21 protein-coding genes are annotated in these 19,622 nt (G+C 60.9%); 19 read left to right on the top strand and 2 right to left on the bottom strand.

From position 1 onward, the window contains the following. Positions 1–5 precede the first annotated feature (5 nt). From ACWKWE_RS06215 to ACWKWE_RS06200, 4 genes are all read left to right on the top strand, one after another. Positions 6–191, top strand: coding sequence for a Trm112 family protein (locus tag ACWKWE_RS06215; RefSeq protein ID WP_003174668.1), 186 nt, complete (start codon positions 6–8; stop codon positions 189–191). Continuing rightward, entirely contained in the window at positions 188–952 is a 765-nt protein-coding gene (kdsB, locus tag ACWKWE_RS06210) for a 3-deoxy-manno-octulosonate cytidylyltransferase (RefSeq protein WP_483850014.1), read from the top strand. Before ACWKWE_RS06215 ends, kdsB begins: the two co-directional genes overlap by 4 nt. A 37-nt stretch (positions 953–989) precedes the next feature. Further along, a complete protein-coding gene (murB, locus tag ACWKWE_RS06205) occupies positions 990–2,009 on the top strand; it encodes a UDP-N-acetylmuramate dehydrogenase (protein ID WP_483850013.1) in 1,020 nt (339 codons plus the stop codon). 84 nt (positions 2,010–2,093) lie between these two features. Further along, positions 2,094–2,687, top strand: a complete 594-nt coding sequence (locus tag ACWKWE_RS06200) for a nucleotidyltransferase family protein (protein WP_483850012.1) — start codon at positions 2,094–2,096, stop codon at positions 2,685–2,687. A 115-nt stretch (positions 2,688–2,802) separates the two neighbouring features. Here the strand turns inward: ACWKWE_RS06200 and rne are convergent, their stop codons facing one another. Continuing rightward, entirely contained in the window at positions 2,803–6,048 is a 3,246-nt protein-coding gene (gene rne / locus ACWKWE_RS06195) for a ribonuclease E (RefSeq protein WP_483850011.1), read from the bottom strand. A gap of 715 nt (positions 6,049–6,763) precedes the next feature. Between rne and rluC the strand changes: the two genes are divergently transcribed. Genes rluC through sppA form a run of 3 tightly spaced genes read left to right on the top strand, consistent with a single transcriptional unit; the run spans position 6,764 to position 9,389 of the window. Next, positions 6,764–7,723, top strand: coding sequence for a 23S rRNA pseudouridine(955/2504/2580) synthase RluC (gene rluC, locus ACWKWE_RS06190; RefSeq protein ID WP_341963203.1), 960 nt, complete (start codon positions 6,764–6,766; stop codon positions 7,721–7,723). Beyond that, positions 7,713–8,390, top strand: coding sequence for an HAD-IA family hydrolase (locus ACWKWE_RS06185; RefSeq protein WP_483850010.1), 678 nt, complete (start codon positions 7,713–7,715; stop codon positions 8,388–8,390). Before rluC ends, ACWKWE_RS06185 begins: the two co-directional genes overlap by 11 nt. Positions 8,391–8,396: 6 nt before the next feature. Then, complete coding sequence (sppA, locus tag ACWKWE_RS06180; RefSeq protein WP_483850009.1) at positions 8,397–9,389, top strand: signal peptide peptidase SppA; 993 nt, start codon at positions 8,397–8,399, stop codon at positions 9,387–9,389. A 61-nt stretch (positions 9,390–9,450) separates the two neighbouring features. On the opposite strand, the gene ACWKWE_RS06175 is transcribed toward sppA, so the two are convergent. Beyond that, positions 9,451–10,029: a Maf family protein gene (locus ACWKWE_RS06175; protein ID WP_483850008.1), complete on the bottom strand. Its 579-nt coding sequence runs from the start codon at positions 10,027–10,029 to the stop codon at positions 9,451–9,453. A gap of 106 nt (positions 10,030–10,135) precedes the next feature. Here ACWKWE_RS06175 and ACWKWE_RS06170 point away from each other — a divergent pair, with 106 nt between their 5' ends. From ACWKWE_RS06170 to ACWKWE_RS06115, 12 genes are all read left to right on the top strand, one after another. Beyond that, positions 10,136–10,663: a YceD family protein gene (locus ACWKWE_RS06170; RefSeq protein WP_166596763.1), complete on the top strand. Its 528-nt coding sequence runs from the start codon at positions 10,136–10,138 to the stop codon at positions 10,661–10,663. A gap of 13 nt (positions 10,664–10,676) precedes the next feature. Continuing rightward, positions 10,677–10,859: a 50S ribosomal protein L32 gene (rpmF, locus tag ACWKWE_RS06165; protein WP_003179396.1), complete on the top strand. Its 183-nt coding sequence runs from the start codon at positions 10,677–10,679 to the stop codon at positions 10,857–10,859. A gap of 4 nt (positions 10,860–10,863) precedes the next feature. Then, positions 10,864–11,871, top strand: a complete 1,008-nt coding sequence (plsX, locus tag ACWKWE_RS06160) for a phosphate acyltransferase PlsX (RefSeq protein ID WP_166596764.1) — start codon at positions 10,864–10,866, stop codon at positions 11,869–11,871. Positions 11,872–11,989: 118 nt separating this feature from the next. Continuing rightward, on the top strand, positions 11,990–12,928 hold the full coding sequence (gene fabD / locus ACWKWE_RS06155; protein ID WP_483850007.1) for an ACP S-malonyltransferase: 939 nt from the start codon (positions 11,990–11,992) through the stop codon (positions 12,926–12,928). Positions 12,929–12,941: 13 nt separating this feature from the next. After that, positions 12,942–13,679 carry a 3-oxoacyl-ACP reductase FabG gene (gene fabG / locus ACWKWE_RS06150; protein WP_166596766.1) on the top strand — a complete coding sequence of 246 codons (738 nt, stop codon included), beginning with the start codon at positions 12,942–12,944 and terminating at the stop codon, positions 13,677–13,679. A 186-nt stretch (positions 13,680–13,865) separates the two neighbouring features. Then, positions 13,866–14,102 (top strand): acyl carrier protein, encoded by a 237-nt coding sequence (gene acpP, locus ACWKWE_RS06145; RefSeq protein ID WP_483850006.1) that lies wholly within the window; start codon positions 13,866–13,868, stop codon positions 14,100–14,102. A 107-nt stretch (positions 14,103–14,209) separates the two neighbouring features. Then, on the top strand, positions 14,210–15,454 hold the full coding sequence (fabF, locus tag ACWKWE_RS06140) for a beta-ketoacyl-ACP synthase II (protein ID WP_166596767.1): 1,245 nt from the start codon (positions 14,210–14,212) through the stop codon (positions 15,452–15,454). Continuing rightward, positions 15,454–16,269, top strand: coding sequence for an aminodeoxychorismate lyase (gene pabC / locus ACWKWE_RS06135; protein ID WP_483850460.1), 816 nt, complete (start codon positions 15,454–15,456; stop codon positions 16,267–16,269). Before fabF ends, pabC begins: the two co-directional genes overlap by 1 nt. 3 nt (positions 16,270–16,272) lie before the next feature. Continuing rightward, the gene (gene mltG, locus ACWKWE_RS06130) at positions 16,273–17,568 is read left to right on the top strand and encodes an endolytic transglycosylase MltG (RefSeq protein ID WP_483850005.1); all 1,296 of its coding nucleotides are present in this window, start codon (positions 16,273–16,275) and stop codon (positions 17,566–17,568) included. Positions 17,569–17,587: 19 nt separating this feature from the next. Continuing rightward, positions 17,588–18,232 carry a dTMP kinase gene (gene tmk, locus ACWKWE_RS06125; RefSeq protein ID WP_401145169.1) on the top strand — a complete coding sequence of 215 codons (645 nt, stop codon included), beginning with the start codon at positions 17,588–17,590 and terminating at the stop codon, positions 18,230–18,232. After that, positions 18,225–19,211 carry a DNA polymerase III subunit delta' gene (locus ACWKWE_RS06120; RefSeq protein WP_483850004.1) on the top strand — a complete coding sequence of 329 codons (987 nt, stop codon included), beginning with the start codon at positions 18,225–18,227 and terminating at the stop codon, positions 19,209–19,211. The genes tmk and ACWKWE_RS06120 overlap by 8 nt, the downstream gene beginning before the upstream one ends. 42 nt (positions 19,212–19,253) lie before the next feature. Next, positions 19,254–19,610 carry a PilZ domain-containing protein gene (locus tag ACWKWE_RS06115; RefSeq protein WP_037011754.1) on the top strand — a complete coding sequence of 119 codons (357 nt, stop codon included), beginning with the start codon at positions 19,254–19,256 and terminating at the stop codon, positions 19,608–19,610. The last annotated feature ends 12 nt before the right edge of the window (positions 19,611–19,622 follow it).

Here is a 19,622-nt window from a genome sequence, read left to right as displayed (position 1 = left end):
TTCTTATGGACACCAAATTGCTCGACATCCTCGCTTGCCCGATCTGCAAGGGTCCGCTCAAGCTCAGCGCCGACAAAACCGAGCTGATCAGCAAAGGCGCCGGTCTGGCCTACCCGATCCGCGACGGCATCCCGGTGATGCTGGAAAGCGAAGCGCGCACCCTGACCACTGACGAGCGTCTGGACAAATGACTGCAGCGTTCACCGTTGTCATCCCTGCGCGTTACAGCTCCAGCCGTTTTCCCGGCAAGCCGCTGAAGACCATCGCGGGCAAGCCGATGATCCAGCACGTCTGGGAACAGGCGCGCAAAAGCAATGCCCAGCGTGTCGTGGTGGCCACGGACGATCAGCGCATCGTCGAAGCCTGTGAAGCGTTCGGCGCTGAAGTGCTGATGACCCGCGATGACCACAATTCCGGCACCGACCGTCTGGCCGAGGTCGCCTCGCTGTTGGGGTTGGCCAATGACGCGATCGTGGTGAACGTGCAGGGCGACGAACCGATGATCCCCCCAGCGGTGATCGACCAGGTCGCGGACAATCTGGCGTCGCACCCCGAAGCCCGCATGTCGACGCTTGCAGAACCCATCGACGACGTGACTGCCTTGTTCAACACCAACGTGGTCAAGGTCAGTTCGGACATCAACGGCCTGGCCCTGACGTTCAGCCGCGCACCGCTGCCCTGGGCCCGGGACGCACTGGCCAAAACCCGCGACGCGCTGCCCGAGGGCGTGCCGTTCCGCCGTCATATCGGCATCTACGCTTATCGCGCCGGTTTCCTTCACGACTTCGTGAGCTGGGGCCCGTGCTGGCTGGAAAACACCGAAAACCTCGAACAACTGCGTGCCTTGTGGCATGGCGTGCGGATTCATGTGGCCGATGCGCTGGAAGCACCGCCAGCCGGCGTTGACACCGCCGAAGATCTGGAGCGCGTACGGCGCTTGCTGGAGGGTTGAGGGTGATGAGTCGCCGTCATGAGGAGCAGGTGCGTTCATGGGTTTGCTGATTCAATCCGATGTGTCGCTCAAGCCGTTCAACACCTTCGGCGTTGACGTCAAGGCCCGGCTGTTCGTCGAGGCCCACTCCGACGCTGACATCCGTGAAGCGCTGGCGTATGCGAAAGAACACAAGGTCGAACTGTTGGTCATCGGTGGCGGCAGCAACCTGCTGCTGACCGGCGATATCAATGCACTGGTCTTGCGCGTGGCCACTCGGGGTATTCGCATCACCCATGAAAATTGCGACGGAGCGACGGTCGAGGCTGAGGCGGGGGAGCCTTGGCACCCCTTCGTGCAAGAGACTCTGGCCCAAGGGCTGGCGGGGCTGGAAAACCTCAGTCTGATCCCTGGCACCGTCGGCGCAGCCCCCATGCAGAACATCGGCGCCTATGGCGTTGAGCTCAAAGACGTCTTCGACAGCCTCGTGGCCATGGATCGCGAAACCGGCGAAACCCGCGAGTTTTCTCTGTCGGAGTGTGCGTTTGGCTACCGCGACAGCGTTTTCAAGCATCAGGTCGGCCGTTGGCTGATCCTGCGGGTGCGCTTCCGCCTCAGCTTCGCCGCTCGCCTGCACCTGGACTACGGCCCGGTGCGCCAGCGCTTGCAAGAGCAGGGCATCGCCAACCCGACGCCGATCCACGTCAGCCGAGCCATCAGCGCGATTCGCAGCGAGAAGCTGCCAGACCCTGCAACCCTCGGCAACGCGGGCAGCTTCTTCAAGAACCCTTTGGTGTCCGCCGAACTGGCGGCACGCATTCGCGAAACGCACCCTGGCCTGGTGGCTTATCCACAGGCTGACGGTCAGGTCAAACTGGCGGCAGGGTGGCTGATTGAACAGGCTGGGTGGAAAGGGTTTCGCGAGGGCGACGCGGGCGTGCATGCCCTGCAATCGCTGGTGCTGGTCAATCATGGTGCGGCGACGGGTCTGGATATTCTGCACCTGGCGCAACGCATTCAAGCCGATATTCTTGAACGGTTTGGGGTGTCGCTGGAAATGGAACCCAACCTGTACTGAACCAACCGTTGTAAAAAGGGCTGGCCGTTCTGGCGTGGCCCTTGCACCCCGGATCACAGAACCGTCCCTGATCAGAGGCTGAGCATGAGTGAAACCCTGTGCGCCATCGTTCTTGCCGCCGGTCAGGGCTCCCGCTATCGGGAGGTGGCGGGTGCCCATCGCAATAAGCTTCTGGCGCAGTGCATGGGGCGCGACGGTGTTGAGCGTTGCGTGGTCGAGCATGTGCTCTCAAATTTGAGCGGGGTGGTCGACAAGATTGTCCTGCTGACCCGGCCTCAGTATTCCTGCGTGGCGGAGTTGGGTTTGCGCCACGGCGGCGAAGTCGTGGTGCTGGAATCCCCCGGCATGGGCGACAGCATCGCGGCTGCGGTGTCAGCGGAACCCGATCATCGCGGCTGGCTTATCGTGCTCGGTGACATGCCGTTCATCCATCCGGATACCCTCAAACGTGTGGCTGCCTCGTTGCAACCCGACATGATCAGTGTGCCTGTCTATCAAGGGCAATACGGGCACCCGGTGGGGTTCGGCCGCGGGTTTGCGTCATCGCTGACGGGGTTGGCGGGGGAGAAGGGGGCGAAGCGGTTGTTCAAAGCCGCGAAGGTGAATGAGGTTGCGGTCGATGATCCCGGCGTGTTGTGGGATATCGACGTACCCTCGGCACTGGTTTTCAAAGGGTAATACCGCCCTGTGGCGGCACGGCTCGCCATCGCGGACAAACGTGTTCCTGTGCATTCCGCAGGCATGAAAAAGCCCCACCTGCTTTCACAGGTGGGGCTTTTTCGTTTCGTGAAGATTACGAGAGCGGTTTAGGCTCTTTGCTTTCGTCGGCTTCAGCGTGCTCGGTCACGGCTTCCTGAGTGGAGGCAACGTGCTCGACGGTCGGAGCAGCCGCTTCGACAGGTGCGGGTTCTGCGACTTGCGGGGCAGCAGCGGCGTTAGCCTCGGCTTCCTTTTGCAGACGCTCGGCTTCCAGACGACGACGGCGAACTTCGCGAGGATCGTTCGGTGCGCGCCCCGTGCTGGCTTGCGGCAGTGCTGGCTTCTCGGCTGCAACTGGCGCTGGCTCGGCAGCAACAGGGGCGGCAACGATTTCCGGCGCGGCCGTTTCGGCGGGTGCTTCGACGACCGGTGCTGGCGCGACAGGCGCCGCGGCTACGGGAGCCTCGACAACGGGCGCTTCAACAGCAGGCTTCTCTACGACCGGCTCAACAGCCTTCGGCGTTTCAACCGGTGCCTGCACTTCTGCGACAGGCGCAGGCGTCGGCGCTTCAATGACCGCAGGCGCTTCGGCTACGACAGGTGCATCAACCTGTTCGGCTGCCGCTTTGACCTGACGCTCGAATGGGCTGAGGGACGCATCGAACTGAGCCACTTCCACTTCCGGCATGATCGAACGCTTGGCGGTCGACGCCTGTGTTTCAACGGCGGGCGCTTCAACGGCAGGTGCTTCGACGACGTCGGCTTTCTCGACCGGAGCTGCTTCAACAGCCGGGGCTTCAACGGCAGCGGTTGCACGCTCAGCCTGGCGGTGTGCGTCGGCTTCGGCGTGCGCGCTGATCGCGGTTTCGGCGACGGCCGCAGTCACTGCCAGACCTGCAGCGATTTCTGCACGGTTACCTTCGTGACGAACGCCTTCGTTCGAGGCTTCGTCAGCATTTTCTTCGCCTTCGTTGCCTTCCGAACCTTCGATCACATCGCCGTTGGCATCACGTTGGCGCTCACGACGGTTGCTGCGACGACGCTGGCCACGGGAGCGACGACGAGGACGATCGCCTTCGGCGTGTTCCTGGTTGTCGTCCTGCTGCTCTTCATTGTTCAGCAAGGTTTCGTCTTCGGCAGCAGCGGTCTGCTCTTCACGCGGCTTGCGTTCTTCACGCGGCGGGCGCGGCTGACGCTCTTCACGCGGTGCGCGCTCAGGACGTTCTTCGCGAGGCACGTTGACGGCCGGGGCAGCATCCAGAGGCTCGCGCAGTTCACGCACGCGCTCTTCACGAGGCTTGCGGTCTTCACGCGGGGCACGTGGCTGACGTTCTTCGCGCGGAGCACGCGGTGCGCGTTCTTCACGTGGAGCGCTGTCTTCACGGGCTTCACGAGGGGCGCGTTCTTCACGCGGTGCACGCTCTTCACGTGGGGCACGTTCTTCGCGCGGCGCACGTTCTTCACGCTCGGCACGCGGTGCACGTTCTTCACGTGGCTTGCGTTCTTCGTCGCGACGACCGTTACGGCTGCGGCTCTGCTGACGACCGTTGCGGCGCTCTTCGTTGCGGGCAGGGCGTTCGGCAGCAGGCTTTTCAACCACGGCGGCGGGCGCAGCAGGCTCTTCCTTGGTCGCGAACAGGCTGACCAGGGATTTCACCAGACCTTTGAACAGGCTTGGCTCGTGAGCGACCGGTGCTGGCGCGACCGGTGCGGCGACTTCGGTGGGCACAGGCGCGTTGGCGCGAGCCGGTGCGGTCTTGACCGCAGCTTCCTGGCGAACCAGGGTGCGGGTCGCGGCGGTAGGCTGCACTTCTTCCACTTCAGCAGCGGCCGCGGCGATCTCGTAGCTGGATTGCAGGCTGTGGGCTTCCGGGCTGTCATCACGCAGACGTTGCACTTCGAAGTGCGGCGTTTCGAGATGATCGTTCGGCAGAATGATGATGCGGGCGCGGGTGCGCAGTTCGATCTTGGTGATCGAGTTGCGTTTTTCGTTGAGCAGGAATGCGGCGACCGGGATCGGTACCTGAGCGCGCACTTCGGCAGTGCGGTCTTTCAGGGCTTCTTCTTCGATCAGGCGCAGAATCGCCAGCGACAGGGACTCAACATCACGGATGATGCCGGTGCCGTTGCAGCGCGGGCAAACGATGCCGCTGCTTTCGCCCAGAGATGGACGCAGGCGTTGACGGGACATTTCCAGCAGGCCGAAGCGCGAGATACGGCCCACTTGAACGCGGGCGCGGTCGGCTTCCAGGCTTTCGCGGACTTTCTCTTCCACGGCGCGCTGGTTCTTGGCCGGGGTCATGTCGATGAAGTCGATGACGATCAGGCCGCCGATGTCGCGCAGACGCAGTTGACGGGCGATTTCCTCAGCCGCTTCAAGGTTGGTCTGCAGGGCGGTTTCTTCGATGTCGCTGCCTTTGGTGGCGCGCGCCGAGTTGATGTCGATGGACACCAGGGCTTCGGTCGGATCGATGACGATGGAGCCACCGGAAGGCAGCTCGACCACGCGCTGGAAGGCGGTCTCGATCTGGCTTTCGATCTGGAAACGGTTGAACAGCGGGACGCTGTCTTCGTAGAGCTTGATCTTGCTGGCGTACTGCGGCATCACCTGGCGGATGAAGGTCAGGGCCTCTTCCTGGGCTTCGACGCTGTCGATCAGGACTTCACCGATGTCCTGGCGCAGGTAGTCGCGGATGGCGCGGATGATGACGTTGCTTTCCTGATAGATCAGGAACGGCGCGGCGCGATCCAGGGACGCTTCCTTGATGGCGGTCCACAGTTGCAGCAGGTAATCGAGGTCCCACTGCATTTCTTCGCTGCTGCGGCCCAGGCCGGCAGTACGAACGATCAGGCCCATGTCGGCAGGGGCGACCAGGCCGTTCAGCGCTTCACGCAGTTCGTTGCGCTCTTCGCCTTCGATGCGGCGGGAGATGCCACCGGCGCGCGGGTTATTCGGCATCAGTACCAGGTAGCGACCGGCCAGGCTGATGAAGGTGGTCAGGGCTGCGCCCTTGTTGCCACGCTCTTCTTTCTCGACCTGAACGATGACTTCCTGGCCTTCGCTCAGGACGTCCTTGATGTTGACGCGACCTTCCGGGGACTTCTTGAAGTATTCGCGGGAGATTTCTTTCAGCGGCAGGAAGCCGTGACGCTCGGAGCCGAAGTCGACGAAGGCCGCTTCCAGGCTCGGTTCGATACGCGTGATCCGGCCTTTATAGATGTTGGCCTTCTTCTGTTCGCGGGCCCCGGATTCGATGTCCAGGTCGTATAGGCGCTGGCCGTCTACCAGCGCAACACGCAACTCTTCAGGTTGAGTCGCGTTAATCAGCATTCTTTTCATGTAGTACCGTCGGTTTCCGGGCTGCCGGAAACGGCGTTCGGCACACACGACTTCTCACGGTCGGTGTCAGGGCGCGTCAGGAGTGCTTGGACACTCCAGTGTCTAGCGATGTCCGGCCAAAGGGGCCATCGTCGCGACGACGTTTCCTGCTTGCTGTGGTGACAAATGACACCCTGTCAGCAAAAGCTTTGTCAGGAGGAGGAATCAACCATCGGTAGCGGACGATATGAAGCGTCTTTATAAAGCCTTTTGCTACACAGTCCGACGGTTGTGCGTCTCCACCCCACACGTATCCCTGATAATTCGGGTGCTGCCGCGCGCTGAATCCGCAGCGGGTTTGCATTTACGCGGACTTCGATGGGAAGTCCGCGCCTCATGGCTCAAATTAAGGCGTGGTTTCCGACACATTCGCCCGGAGCGATCGCCAGCGACTGCACTTTGTGAACTGGCCTTGAACGTGGGCCTCGATGGCGAGTGTTTCACTCTGCGATCCGGCTTGTTTCAGGCCTCATGTCACCTGCGCTCGTTACGCTCACTGATCTTCCGTTGTCACCGAAAGCCTCGTAGGACGGCCTCGCGCCCTCGTGAATTGCGTTGGTCAGGGCCGGTTGTCATACCGTTTGTCCGCTGTCCAGGCCGCTTTTGGCGGCGTTCGCGACTATAGCAGCAATCATTAAGTGCTTCAAATCCATAAAAAATTGTTATGATTTGCGCCATGACGAATATCACCCCCCCAACCCCCGGCGTCCAGCTGGTAGAGGTTGCGCCGGAATACGCCGGTCAACGCATCGACAATTTTCTGATCACGTACCTCAAGGGCGTTCCCAAGACCTTGATTTACCGCATATTGCGCAAAGGCGAAGTGCGGGTGAACAAGGGGCGGATCAAGCCCGAGTACAAGCTTCAGGCGGGCGACATTGTGCGCGTTCCACCCGTTCGGGTGCCTGAGCGCGACGAACCTGTGCCGGTGGCGCAAGGTCTGTTACAGCGCCTGGAAGCGGCCATCGTTTATGAAGACAAAGGCCTGATCGTCCTCAACAAGCCCGCTGGCATCGCGGTCCATGGCGGCAGTGGCCTGAGTTTCGGGGTCATCGAAGCCTTTCGTCAGTTGCGTCCCGATGCCAAGGAGCTGGAGCTGGTGCACCGCCTGGACCGTGACACGTCCGGTTTGCTGATGATCGCGAAGAAACGCAGCATGTTGCGGCATTTGCACGAGCAATTGCGTGGGGATGGTGTGGATAAGCGCTACATGGCGCTGGTCCGTGGCAACTGGCCAACGGCCCAGAAGCAGGTGCGTGCACCGCTGCTTAAAAGCAACCTGCGCTCCGGCGAGCGTATGGTCGAAGTGAACGAAGAGGGCAAAGAGGCTCTGACGCTGTTCAAGGTGCTGCGCCGTTTCGGCGACTTTGCGACCATGGTCGAGGCGCGTCCGATCACCGGGCGTACCCACCAGATTCGTGTGCACACGCTGCACGCCGGACATAGCATCGCTGGGGACAGTAAGTACGGCGACGAGGATTTTACCCGCGAGATTCGCGACCTTGGCGGCAAGCGTCTGTTCTTGCATGCTTATGCGTTGGTCGTGCCATTGCCCGATGGGGGCAAGTTGGAGCTGCAAGCGCCCGTCGATGAAATGTGGGCCAAGACCGTGGAGCGATTGTTGAGTGCGCCGTGATTACGAACTGCTGATTTTTGACTGGGACGGCACGCTGTCCGACTCCGTTGGCCGTATCGTCGACGCCATGCGCGAAGCCGCATTGCGGGCAGGGCGCCCGGTGCGGGACGATCTGGCTGTCAAGGGAATCATCGGCCTGGGCTTGCCGGAAGCGATTCGTACGTTGTACCCGGACATTTCCGGCAACGATCTGATCGATTTTCGTCAGCACTACGCCGACTGTTACATGGCCATGGACGTTGAGCCTTCGACGCTGTTTGAGGGTGTGCGTGAGTCCCTTGAGGCCTTCCGGGCCGAGGGCTACCGGATGGCAGTCGCGACCGGCAAGGCCCGACGCGGGCTGGATCGTGTGCTCAAGGCCCATGGCTGGCTCGACTACTTCGACGCCACCCGTGCGGCGGATGAAACGGCCAGCAAGCCAGACCCGCTGATGCTCAACGAAATCCTGCAACACTGTGGCGTCGCGCCCGAAAAAGCGCTGATGGTCGGCGATGCGTCGTTCGACCTGCAGATGGCCCGCAACGCCGGGATGGATTCGGTCGCCGTCGGGTATGGCGCTCAGGCGCTGGATTCCCTGCTGCAATACGAGCCGCGACTGGCCATCAATCATTTTTCCGAGTTGCGTACCTGGCTGGGTGCGCGCGTTGTTGAGTCTTCGTTGGGGTAAAGCTGTATGTCGGATGAATGGAAATCACCGTCTTCGCAAGAGCGGGACGAGGCAGGTGATGCAAAGAGCTGGAAACTGCTGGAAAAGACGCTGCTGGCGAATGTTCAAGAGCATCGGCGCACTCGTCGCTGGGGGATCTTCTTCAAATCCCTGACCTTTATTTATCTGTTCGTGGCGCTCGCCATGTTCTCGCCGCTGATGGACTTCGGCAAAAGCGCGTCGCGCAGTAGCAATCACACGGCGCTGATCGAAGTGAAAGGCATGATCGCCGACACCGAAGCGGCCAGTGCTGACAACATTGTCGGCAGCCTGCGCTCCGCGTTCGACGACGAGAAGACCAAGGGTGTGATCCTGCGCATCAACAGTCCCGGCGGTAGCCCGGTGCAGTCGGGTTACATTTACGACGAAATCCGCCGCCTGCGCGCCAAGAAGCCAGACATCAAGGTGTACGCGGTGATCACTGACCTTGGCGCCTCGGGCGCTTACTACATCGCCAGTGCGGCGGATCAGATTTACGCGGACAAGGCCAGTCTCGTGGGCTCCATTGGTGTGACGGCGGCCGGTTTCGGTTTCGTAGGCACCATGGAGAAATTGGGTGTGGACCGCCGTACGTACACGTCGGGTGAGCACAAGGCGTTCCTCGACCCGTTCCAGGCGCCGAAGCCTGATGAAACCGCGTTCTGGCAGACCGTTCTGGACACCACTCACAAGCAGTTCATTGCCAGCGTGAAAGCAGGGCGGGGTGACCGCTTGAAAGACAAAGACCATCCCGAGCTGTTTTCCGGCCTGGTATGGACTGGCGAACAAGCGGTGGGTCTTGGGTTGGTCGATGGGCTGGGCAGTGCCAGCTCAGTCGCTCGCGACGTGATCGGCGAGAAAAACCTGGTGGATTACACCGTTCAAGAATCACCGTTCGACCGCTTCTCCAAGAAGCTGGGCTCCAGCGTTGCCGAGCAGATAGCAATGTGGGCAGGCTTCACAGGCCCGTCGCTGCGCTGATTTCGCTGTGTGTGAGAAACCCGGCCATTGGTCGGGTTTTTTTGTGGCAATCAAAAAAGAATTACGGGATCGCCACGCCCTCGGCCATCAACATGTCCACCAGCCTTATTAAAGGAAGGCCGATCAGGCTGGTGGCGTCGGGGCCTTCGGTGCTGCGGAACAGGCTCACGCCCAGTCCTTCGGCCTTGAAGCTGCCCGCGCAATCGTAGGGTTGCTCGGCGTGGAGGTAGCGGCTGATGCGGTCGTGATCAAGGTCGCGCATGTGCACGGTGAACGGTACGCAATCGACTTGGCACTGGCCTGTCTGGCTGTTGTACAGCGCAAGGCCTGTCAGAAAGCTCACGCTTTTGCCGCTGCTGTCGCTGAGCTGCTGCAGGGCGCGTTCGAAGGTGTGAGGTTTGCCCAGTATCTGCTCGTCCAGCACGGCCACCTGGTCGGAGCCGATGATGAGGTGATCCGGATACTGTGCGGCCAAGGCCATGGCTTTTTCCCCGGCCAGGCGCTTCACCAGTTCGGAGGCCGGCTCCAGCGGGCGGTGGCTTTCATCAATGTCTGGCGACGCCCAGACGAACGGCAGGCGCAGGCGTTCGAGCATTTCCCGGCGATAAGGCGAGCTGGAGGCAAGGAGCAGAGGCAGCATGGGGTTCTCCGAAACGTGAAAGTCGAGTGTAATCAGCAGGTCAGGTTGCGAACAGCCCTGAATTTCCTTTGACAGTCGTCGGGGTCATCCCTAGAATGCTGCGCCTATGTTGAATGACCCGATTCCACCTCACGTTGACCCACGCAAATTAGCTGATCGTGGCACTACCCTTCAGGGCGAAGTGCTGCTGGCTGATTTGGAGAGACTCTGCGACCCGCTTGCTGACAATCTCGGTACAGTGCAGGCGAAATTCGTTTTTGAAAAAGACGAGCGACGCGCCGTGGTTATCCACAGCGAAATCGACGTTGAAGTCAAAATGGTTTGCCAGCGTTGTCTTGAGCTGGTCACCTTGCCGATCCACAGCGAATGCAGTTACGCCGTGGTGAAGGAGGGTGCAAACACCCAGTCGTTGCCGCAAGGCTATGACGTGCTGGAACTCGGCGAAGATCCATTGGATCTGAAGGCCTTGATCGAGGAGGAGCTTCTGCTCGCCTTGCCCATCGTGCCTCTTCATGATCCGAAAGAATGCCAGCAGCCGGCGGGCGCCGATGAGCCCGAACCGAGCGTGGACGAGGTAACGCGGTCCAACCCGTTCAGTGTATTGGCGCAGTTAAAGCGTGACCCAAACGTTTAGGAGTTAATCAATTATGGCTGTTCAGCAGAACAAAAAATCCCGCTCTGCCCGTGACATGCGCCGTTCGCACGACGCTCTCGAGGCTAGCACCCTGTCTGTAGAAAAAACCACCGGTGAAGTTCACCTGCGTCACCACGTATCGCCAGAAGGCGTATACCGTGGCCGTAAAGTGATCGACAAGGGCGCTGACGAGTAATTTCTTGTCCGCTCCGGTCATCGCGATCGACGCAATGGGCGGGGACTTCGGTCCCCGCAGCATTGTTCAGGCCAGTATTGCCTGCCTGCTCGCTACACCCTCGCTTCACCTGACCCTCGTCGGTCAAGAATCCCTTCTTGAAGAACTCATCGCCCGCCACTCTGGTGTCGATCGGTCTCGCCTGCTCGTCGTGAACGCCAGCGAAGTCATCACCATGGATGATCGCCCGTCTCTGGCGTTGCGGGGCAAGCCTGATTCTTCCATGCGTGTCGCATTGCGTCTGTTGGCCGAGGACAAGGTGCAGGCCTGCGTGAGCGCAGGCAACACCGGGGCCCTGATGGCGCTGTCGCGTTTTGTCCTCAAGACCCTGCCGGGCATCGATCGTCCCGCCATGGTCGCTGCCATTCCAACGCAGCGTGGTTACTGCCAACTGCTCGATCTGGGCGCCAACGTCGATTGCAGCGCAGAGAATCTGTATCAGTTCGCCGTGATGGGCTCGGTGGCCGCTGAAGCGTTGGGCGTGGCGCGGCCAAAGGTCGCACTCCTCAACGTCGGCACCGAAGACATCAAGGGCAATCAGCAGGTCAAGCTGGCGTCGAGCCTGTTACAGGCCGCGCCGGGCCTCAATTACATCGGTTTCATTGAGGGCGACGGCCTGTATCGCGGGGAGGCGGACGTGGTGGTCTGTGACGGGTTCGTCGGCAATATCCTGCTGAAATCCAGCGAGGGTCTGGCGACCATGATCGGTGAGCGAATTGAAACCTTGTTCCGACAGAATGTGCTGTCGAAGGCCGTGGGTGCGTTGGCGATGCCGTTGCTCAAGCGGCTCAAGGCTGATCTGGCACCAGCGCGGCACAACGGCGCCAGTTTTCTTGGCTTGCAGGGCATTGTGGTGAAGAGTCATGGCTCGGCAGGGGTTCAGGGCTTCCAGAGCGCCATTCAGCGGGCCTTGATCGAAATTCAGGAGAATTTGCCGGAGCGTCTCCATGGGCGCCTGGAAGAATTGCTGTAGTAGAATGTGACCCTCGTGACTGGCGGGTCATCCTACTGGCCAGTCGTAACACTTTGAATTTTCTCGCGTTCGGCCAGGTCGAGCGTTTTTTCAGACGACAATAATCAGGGGCTTTTCAATGTCTGCTTCCGTCGCATTCGTCTTTCCGGGCCAGGGCTCGCAGTCCCTCGGCATGCTCGCCGAACTGGGCGCGCAGTACCCGTTGGTGCTGGACACGTTCAAAGAAGCCTCCGACGCATTGGGCTATGACCTCTGGGCACTGACCCAACAAGGTCCGGATGAAAGCCTCAATCAGACCGACAAAACCCAGCCTGCCATCCTGACCGCATCGATCGCCCTGTGGCGTCTGTGGCTGGCCGAAGGTGGCGTGCGTCCTGTGTTCGTCGCCGGTCACAGCCTGGGTGAATACAGCGCCCTGGTCGCTGCAGGCAGCCTGTCGTTGGCTGACGCGGTCAAGCTGGTGGAACGTCGTGGTCAGTTGATGCAGGAAGCCGTGCCTGCGGGGCAGGGCGGCATGGCGGCCATTCTCGGTCTTGAAGACGCCGACGTCATCGCTGCCTGTGCCGAAGCGGCCCAGGGGGATGTGGTCAGCGCCGTGAATTTCAACTCGCCGGGCCAGGTGGTGATCGCGGGTGCCAAGGCTGCGGTCGATCGCGCCATTGACGTGTGCAAGGCCAAAGGCGCCAAGCGCGCACTGCCGTTGCCCGTCAGCGTCCCTTCGCACTGTGAACTGATGCGTCCAGCGGCTGAGCGTTTCGCAGAGTCCATCGCCGCCATCGACTGGCAGGCGCCGCAGATCCCGCTCGTGCAAAACGTCAGCGCCAGCGTGGTTTCGGACCTTGAAACGCTGAAAACCGATTTGCTGCAACAGTTGTACAAACCGGTTCGCTGGGTCGAGTCGATCCAGGCCCTGGCCGCCAATGGCGCGCTGCAACTGGTGGAATGCGGTCCGGGCAAAGTGCTGGCCGGTCTGAACAAGCGTTGCGCCGAGGGCGTCAACACTTCCAACCTCAATACCCCCGATGCTTTCGCCGCCACCCGTGCGGCGCTGGCCTGATAAGGAGAATTGCATGAGTCAGGGTAAAGTTGCACTGGTCACCGGCGCGAGCCGTGGCATTGGCCGGGCTATCGCTCTGGAACTGGGCCGTAATGGTGCCATCGTGGTCGGTACTGCGACGTCCGAAGCCGGTGCCGAGAAAATTACCGCCTACTTCAAGGAAAACGGTATCGAAGGTTTCGGCCTGGCACTGGACGTCGGTAGCGATGAGTCGGTCAGCGCCGTTCTGGCACAGATCACCGAGCGCGTTGGCGCACCGTTGATCCTGGTCAATAACGCCGGTATCACCCGTGACAACCTGATGATGCGGATGAAAGATGACGAGTGGCATGACGTCATCAACACCAACCTGACCAGCCTGTACCGCCTGACCAAGGGCGTCCTGCGTGGTATGACCAAGGCGCGTTGGGGGCGTATCATCAGCATTGGTTCGGTTGTAGGTGCCATGGGCAACGCCGGTCAAGTAAACTACGCCGCCGCGAAGGCGGGTCTGGAAGGTTTCAGCCGCGCATTGGCGCGTGAAGTCGGTTCGCGGGCAGTGACCGTGAACTCGGTGACGCCGGGTTTCATCGATACCGACATGACCCGTGAGTTGCCGGAAGCACAACGTGATTCCCTGACGACCCAGATTCCACTGGGTCGATTGGGGCAGGCCGAAGAGATCGCGCACGTGGTCGCTTTTCTTGCCTCGGAAGGTGCAGGCTACGTTACCGGGGCTACAATCCCCGTTAACGGCGGCATGTACATGTGACTTCCCGTATCGAAAAAATGTCATACGGGCTGTCTAAAATCCGTTATAAAGCTGAAATCTATTAATGGGCAGAGGGTCGATGGGCGTAGCGGGAATTGCGTTTAGCTTGAAATGCGCAAAACCTCTTCTATACACTTACCCACCGGCCAGCTGCCCGAATTTGTCCACTAGGAGTTAACACACGGTATGAGCACCATCGAAGAGCGCGTCAAGAAAATCGTTGCCGAACAACTTGGCGTCAAGGCAGAAGAAGTCACCAACAACGCTTCTTTCGTTGAAGACCTGGGTGCCGACTCCCTTGACACCGTTGAGCTGGTCATGGCTCTGGAAGAGGAATTCGAGACCGAAATCCCTGACGAAGAAGCCGAAAAGATCACCACTGTTCAAGCTGCTATCGATTACGTCACTGCCCACCAGGCTTAAGACTTTGTAATCGTTGCTCGCTGTCAGGGAAAAACCGCACTGCCTTTGGCGTGCGGTTTTTTCTTTAAACAGCGCAGCGTTTCGTCAATAGAAAAAAGGAGAGTCCTGTGTCGCGTAGACGCGTCGTGGTCACCGGTATGGGTATGCTGACGCCATTGGGCAACGATGTGCCCAGTACCTGGCAAGGCATTCTGGCTGGCCAGAGTGGCATTGGCCTTATCGAACACACGGACCTTTCGGCTTACACGACTCGCTTCGGCGGTTCGGTCAAAGGATTCAAGGTCGAGGATTACCTGTCGCCCAAAGAAGCGCGGCGTCTCGATCTCTTCATTCAATACGGTCTGGCGGCCAGCTTTCAGGCCGTGCGTAACGCGGGTATCGAAATCACCGACGCCAATCGCGAGCGTATCGGTGTGGCCATGGGCTCCGGTATCGGCGGCCTGACCAACATCGAGAACACCAGCCGTTTGCTGCATGACCAGGGGCCGGGCAAGATTTCCCCGTTCTTCGTGCCGGGCTCGATCATCAACATGATTTCCGGTTTCCTGTCGATCCACTTGGGCGCGCAGGGGCCGAACTACGCCATCGCCACGGCGTGCACCACCAGCACCCATTGCATCGGCATGGCGGCGCGCAACATTGCGTACGACGAAGCCGACGTGATGATCGCCGGCGGCGCAGAAATGGCGGCCTGCGGTCTGGGCATGGGCGGTTTTGGCGCGTCCCGCGCGCTGTCGACCCGCAATGATGAACCAACCCGTGCCAGCCGTCCGTGGGACAAGGGCCGTGACGGTTTCGTGCTGTCCGACGGTGCCGGTGCGCTGGTGCTCGAAGAGCTGGAGCACGCCAAGGCGCGCGGCGCGACCATCTATGCCGAGCTAATCGGTTTCGGCATGAGCGGCGACGCGTTTCACATGACGTCGCCACCGGAAGACGGTGCTGGTGCGGCCCGCTGCATCACCAATGCGTTGCGCGATGCCAAAGTGCGTCCGGACGAAGTGCAGTACATCAACGCCCACGGCACCTCGACCCCGGCAGGCGACCTGGCCGAAGTTCACGCGATCAAATCGGTGTTCGGTGAGCATGCCTATAAGCTGGCCGTCAGTTCGACCAAGTCCATGACGGGTCACCTGCTAGGCGCGGCCGGTGCCATCGAAGCGATCTTCAGCGTGCTGGCGATCAATGGTCAGGTGGCTCCTCCGACCATCAACCTCGATGAGCCGGGCGAAGGTTGCGATCTGGACTTCGTGCCTCACGAGCCCCGCAACATGCCGATCGATGTCGTGGTGTCCAACTCCTTCGGGTTTGGCGGCACCAACGGCTCGCTGGTGTTCCGTCGGTTCGCGGAATGATCCCGAGCTGGATCGATGGCGTACCGGCCGACGCCCTGTCCGTCAAGGATCGGGGCCTGGCCTACGGCGACGGCCTGTTCGAGACCATTCTGGTCAAGGCGGGCCAGCCATTGCTCTTCGAACGGCATCTGGAGCGTCTTGCGCGGGGTGGCAAACGCCTGGCCATGACGCTCGATCTTCCACCGATCGAACGCGAGTGCCTGGCGTTCGCGGCGCAGATGAACGAAGGGGTCATGAAGCTGATCGTCACCCGTGGCGACGGTCTGCGTGGCTATGCGCCGACCTCGGGGGCCCAACCTCGGCGGCTGCTTCAATCCAACGCGTTGCCTGCCTACCCTGCGGCTCATGCAGAACACGGCATTCGGTTATTTCCCTGTCGCACGCGCCTCGCTGAGCAACCGCTGTTGGCAGGGCTCAAGCACCTCAATCGTCTGGAGCAGGTGCTGGCGCGCGCCGAGTGGAACGATGCCGAACACGCCGAAGGCCTGATGCGTGATACCTCCGGCCGTGTTGTCGAGGCCGTTTACAGCAACCTGTTCATGATCAAGGGCGGCGTGCTGCTGACGCCGGATCTGACCCGCTGCGGCGTGGCCGGGGTCATGCGAGCAGAGTTGCTGGCCTTGGCTGAGCAGAACAACCTGCCTGCACGTGCCCTGGACCTGAGCCTGTCGGACCTGCAAAAAGCTGATGAGGTGTTCGTGTGCAACAGCGTGTACGGCATCTGGCCAGTGCGCGCCTTCGAGCAACTGAACTGGCCCGTTGGCCCTGTCACCCGTAAACTGCAAAACCTTGTCCGCGGGCTTCTGGATATCTGATTCGTGATCCGAAAATTATTCGTCTTGCTGGAAACGGGTGTGGTTCTGGCAGGGCTGTTGTTGGGTCTGGCCTTCTGGCAGCAGAACAACGCGCTGCAACAACCGTTGAATTTGACGCAAGAGCGCCTGCTCGACGTGCCATCGGGTGCGTCGCCCACCGGCGTGCTCAACCGTCTGGAAAGCGAAGGCATTCTCAAGGATGCGCTCTGGCTGCGTCTTTACTGGCGCTTCAACCTCGCGAGCCAGTCGCTGCACAGTGGCGAATACCGCATGACACCGGGCATGAACGCCAAGTCGCTGCTGGGGCTGTGGCAGAAGGGCGAAGTGGTGCAATACAGCCTGACGCTGGTCGAGGGCTGGAATTTCCGTCAGGTGCGCGCGGCATTGGCCAAGCAGCCCAAGCTGGAACAAACCCTCGTTAACCTGAGCGACAGCGAACTGATGACCAAGATCGGCCATCCGAACGTCTTCCCGGAAGGCCGGTTTTTTCCTGATACCTATCGCTACGTGCGCGGCATGACCGACGTCGAGTTGCTCAAGCAGGCCTACAACCGCCTCGACGATGTGCTGCAAGAGGAATGGGACAAGCGCGCTGCCGACGTTCCTTATGTCGACCCTTATCAGGCGTTGATCATGGCGTCGTTGGTGGAAAAAGAAACGGGCGTGCCACAGGAACGCGGGCAGATCGCCGGGGTGTTCGTGCGTCGCTTGCAACAGGGCATGTTGTTGCAGACCGATCCTACGGTGATCTACGGCCTGGGCGAACGCTACAACGGCAAGATCACGCGGGCGTTCTTGAAAGAGGCGACGCCTTACAACACCTACGTGGTGTCCGGGCTGCCGCCGACGCCTATTTCGATGGTGGGGCGTGAAGCCATTCACGCCGCGATGAACCCGGTGGCTGGCAACAGCCTGTATTTCGTTGCGAAAGGGGATGGCAGTCACGTGTTCTCGGCTGATCTCGACGCCCATAACGCGGCGGTCAAGGAGTACCAGATCAAACGTCGGGCGGACTACCGTTCCAGCCCGGCGCCTGCGTCGCCACCGGCTATTGTGCCAACGTCGGACGTCGATCCTGTGCCGACCACAGAAAAGCCTGCGGCGGAATCGGCGCCCGCTCCCTTGCCTCAGGTGCCCGCTCCGGATGAGAAGCCTTCCGAGCAGGACGCTTCAAAGACCACGACGCCTGAGTCGTCGAGGGCTGAGCCTTCCACGACTGAACCGTCGAATGCTGAAAAACCGCAGCCGCCGACTGAGGCCAGTGACAAGGCCGATAAAGCCGAGTCGCGCCCGCAATGACTTTGATTAAGGACTGCCTGTGACTGGTTTGTTTATTACGCTGGAAGGCCCGGAGGGTGCTGGCAAAAGCACCAACCGTGAACACCTCGCCGAACGCCTGCGCAGCCACGGTATTGACGTGGTGTTGACCCGTGAACCCGGCGGCACGCCGCTGGCCGAGCGTATCCGGGAACTGTTGCTGGCCCCCAGCGATGAAACCATGGACGCCGACACTGAGCTGCTGTTGGTCTTTGCCGCTCGTGCGCAGCACCTGGCAGGCGTGATTCGTCCGGCGCTGGCCCGAGGCGCGGTGGTCCTGTGCGATCGTTTCACCGATGCCACCTACGCCTATCAGGGTGGCGGCCGTGGCCTGTCGGTCGAACGCATCGCTGTGCTGGAAGCGTTCGTTCAGGGAGCGTTGCGCCCGGACCTGACGCTGGTGTTCGACCTGCCCGTGGAAATCGGTCTGGCCCGCGCCACCGCCCGTGGTCGCCTGGATCGTTTCGAGCAGGAAGGCCGTGCGTTTTTCGACGCGGTGCGCAGCACCTACCTGAACCGTGCTGCCGCAGCGCCTGACCGTTATCGTCTGGTGAACGCCGCGCTGCCGCTGGATCAGGTGCAGGCGTCTCTCGACGAACTGGTGCCGGACCTGCTCAAGCGGCTGGCGGATCGTCAGCATGGCTGATGCCTATCCCTGGCAACAAAACCTCTGGCAGCAACTGGCCGGACGCACTCAACACGCCCACGCCTATTTGCTGCATGGGCCAGCCGGAATCGGCAAGCGGGCGCTGGCTGAGCGCCTGATGCGTCTGTTGTTGTGTCAGCGTCCCTCGGGGCTTGAAGCCTGCGGGCAGTGTAAGTCCTGTTCGCTGCTCGCGGCCGGCAGCCACCCGGACAATTACGTATTGGAGCCGGAAGAAGCGGACAAGGCGATCAAGGTCGATCAGGTGCGCGATCTGGTCAGCTTCGTGGTGCAAACCGCGCAGATGGGCGGGCGCAAGGTGGTGCTGATCGAGCCGGTCGAGTCGATGAACATCAACGCCGCCAACGCGTTGCTGAAAAGCCTTGAAGAGCCGTCCGGCGATACCGTGCTGTTGCTCGTCAGTCATCAACCGAGCCGTCTGTTGCCGACGATCAAGAGCCGCTGCGTGCAACAGGCCTGTCCGTTGCCGAGCGAAGCGATGAGTGTCGCGTGGCTGGCTGATGCGTTGCCGGACTGCACCGACGAAGAACGGGTCGAACTGCTGACCCTGGCCGCAGGTTCGCCGCTGGCTGCCGTCAGTCTTCAGGCCCAAGGCGTGCGTGAACAGCGTGCGCTGGTGGTCGATGGGGTCAAGAAGCTTCTTAAAGGCCAGCAATCGCCGACGCAATTGGCTGAGGGCTGGAAAGACGTCCCGCTGTTGCTGCTCTTCGACTGGTTCTGCGACTGGTCGAACCTGATCCTGCGCTATCAGCTCACCGAAGACGAAACCGGGCTGGGACTGGCCGACATGCGCAAGGTGTTGCAGTACCTGGCGCAGAAGTCCCCACAGGGTAAAGTCCTCGCGATGCAGGACTGGGTGCTGCTTCAGCGCCAGAAAGTGTTGTCGAAAGCGAACCTCAACCGTGTTTTGTTGCTCGAAGCGTTATTGGTGCAGTGGGCATCTCTGACCGGACAGGGGTAGACTGGCCATCTGCATGACATCAGTACCCATGAGGAAGTTGAGATGAGCGTCCCCTTGAGCCCGGGTCCACGTAACGGCATCCTGTCCCTGACCATCAAGGACAAGTCGGTCCTGTACGCCGCCTACATGCCGTTCATCAAGAATGGCGGCCTGTTCATCCCCACCAGCAAGAGCTACAAGCTGGGAGATGAGGTGTTCATGCTGCTCAACCTGATGGACGAGCCTGAAAAAATCCCGGTCGCGGGCAAGGTTACCTGGATCACGCCCAAAGGTGCCCAGGGCAACCGCGCGGCGGGCGTTGGCGTGCAGTTCAACGACGGCGACAACACCGCCCGCAACATGATCGAAAACTACTTGGCCGGTGCCCTCAAATCCGACCGTCCCACTCACACGATGTAAATTGTTCCGGTT

It is taken from the genome of Pseudomonas salicis, from assembly GCF_057128705.1.
This window is presented reverse-complemented; position numbering and strand designations above follow the sequence as displayed.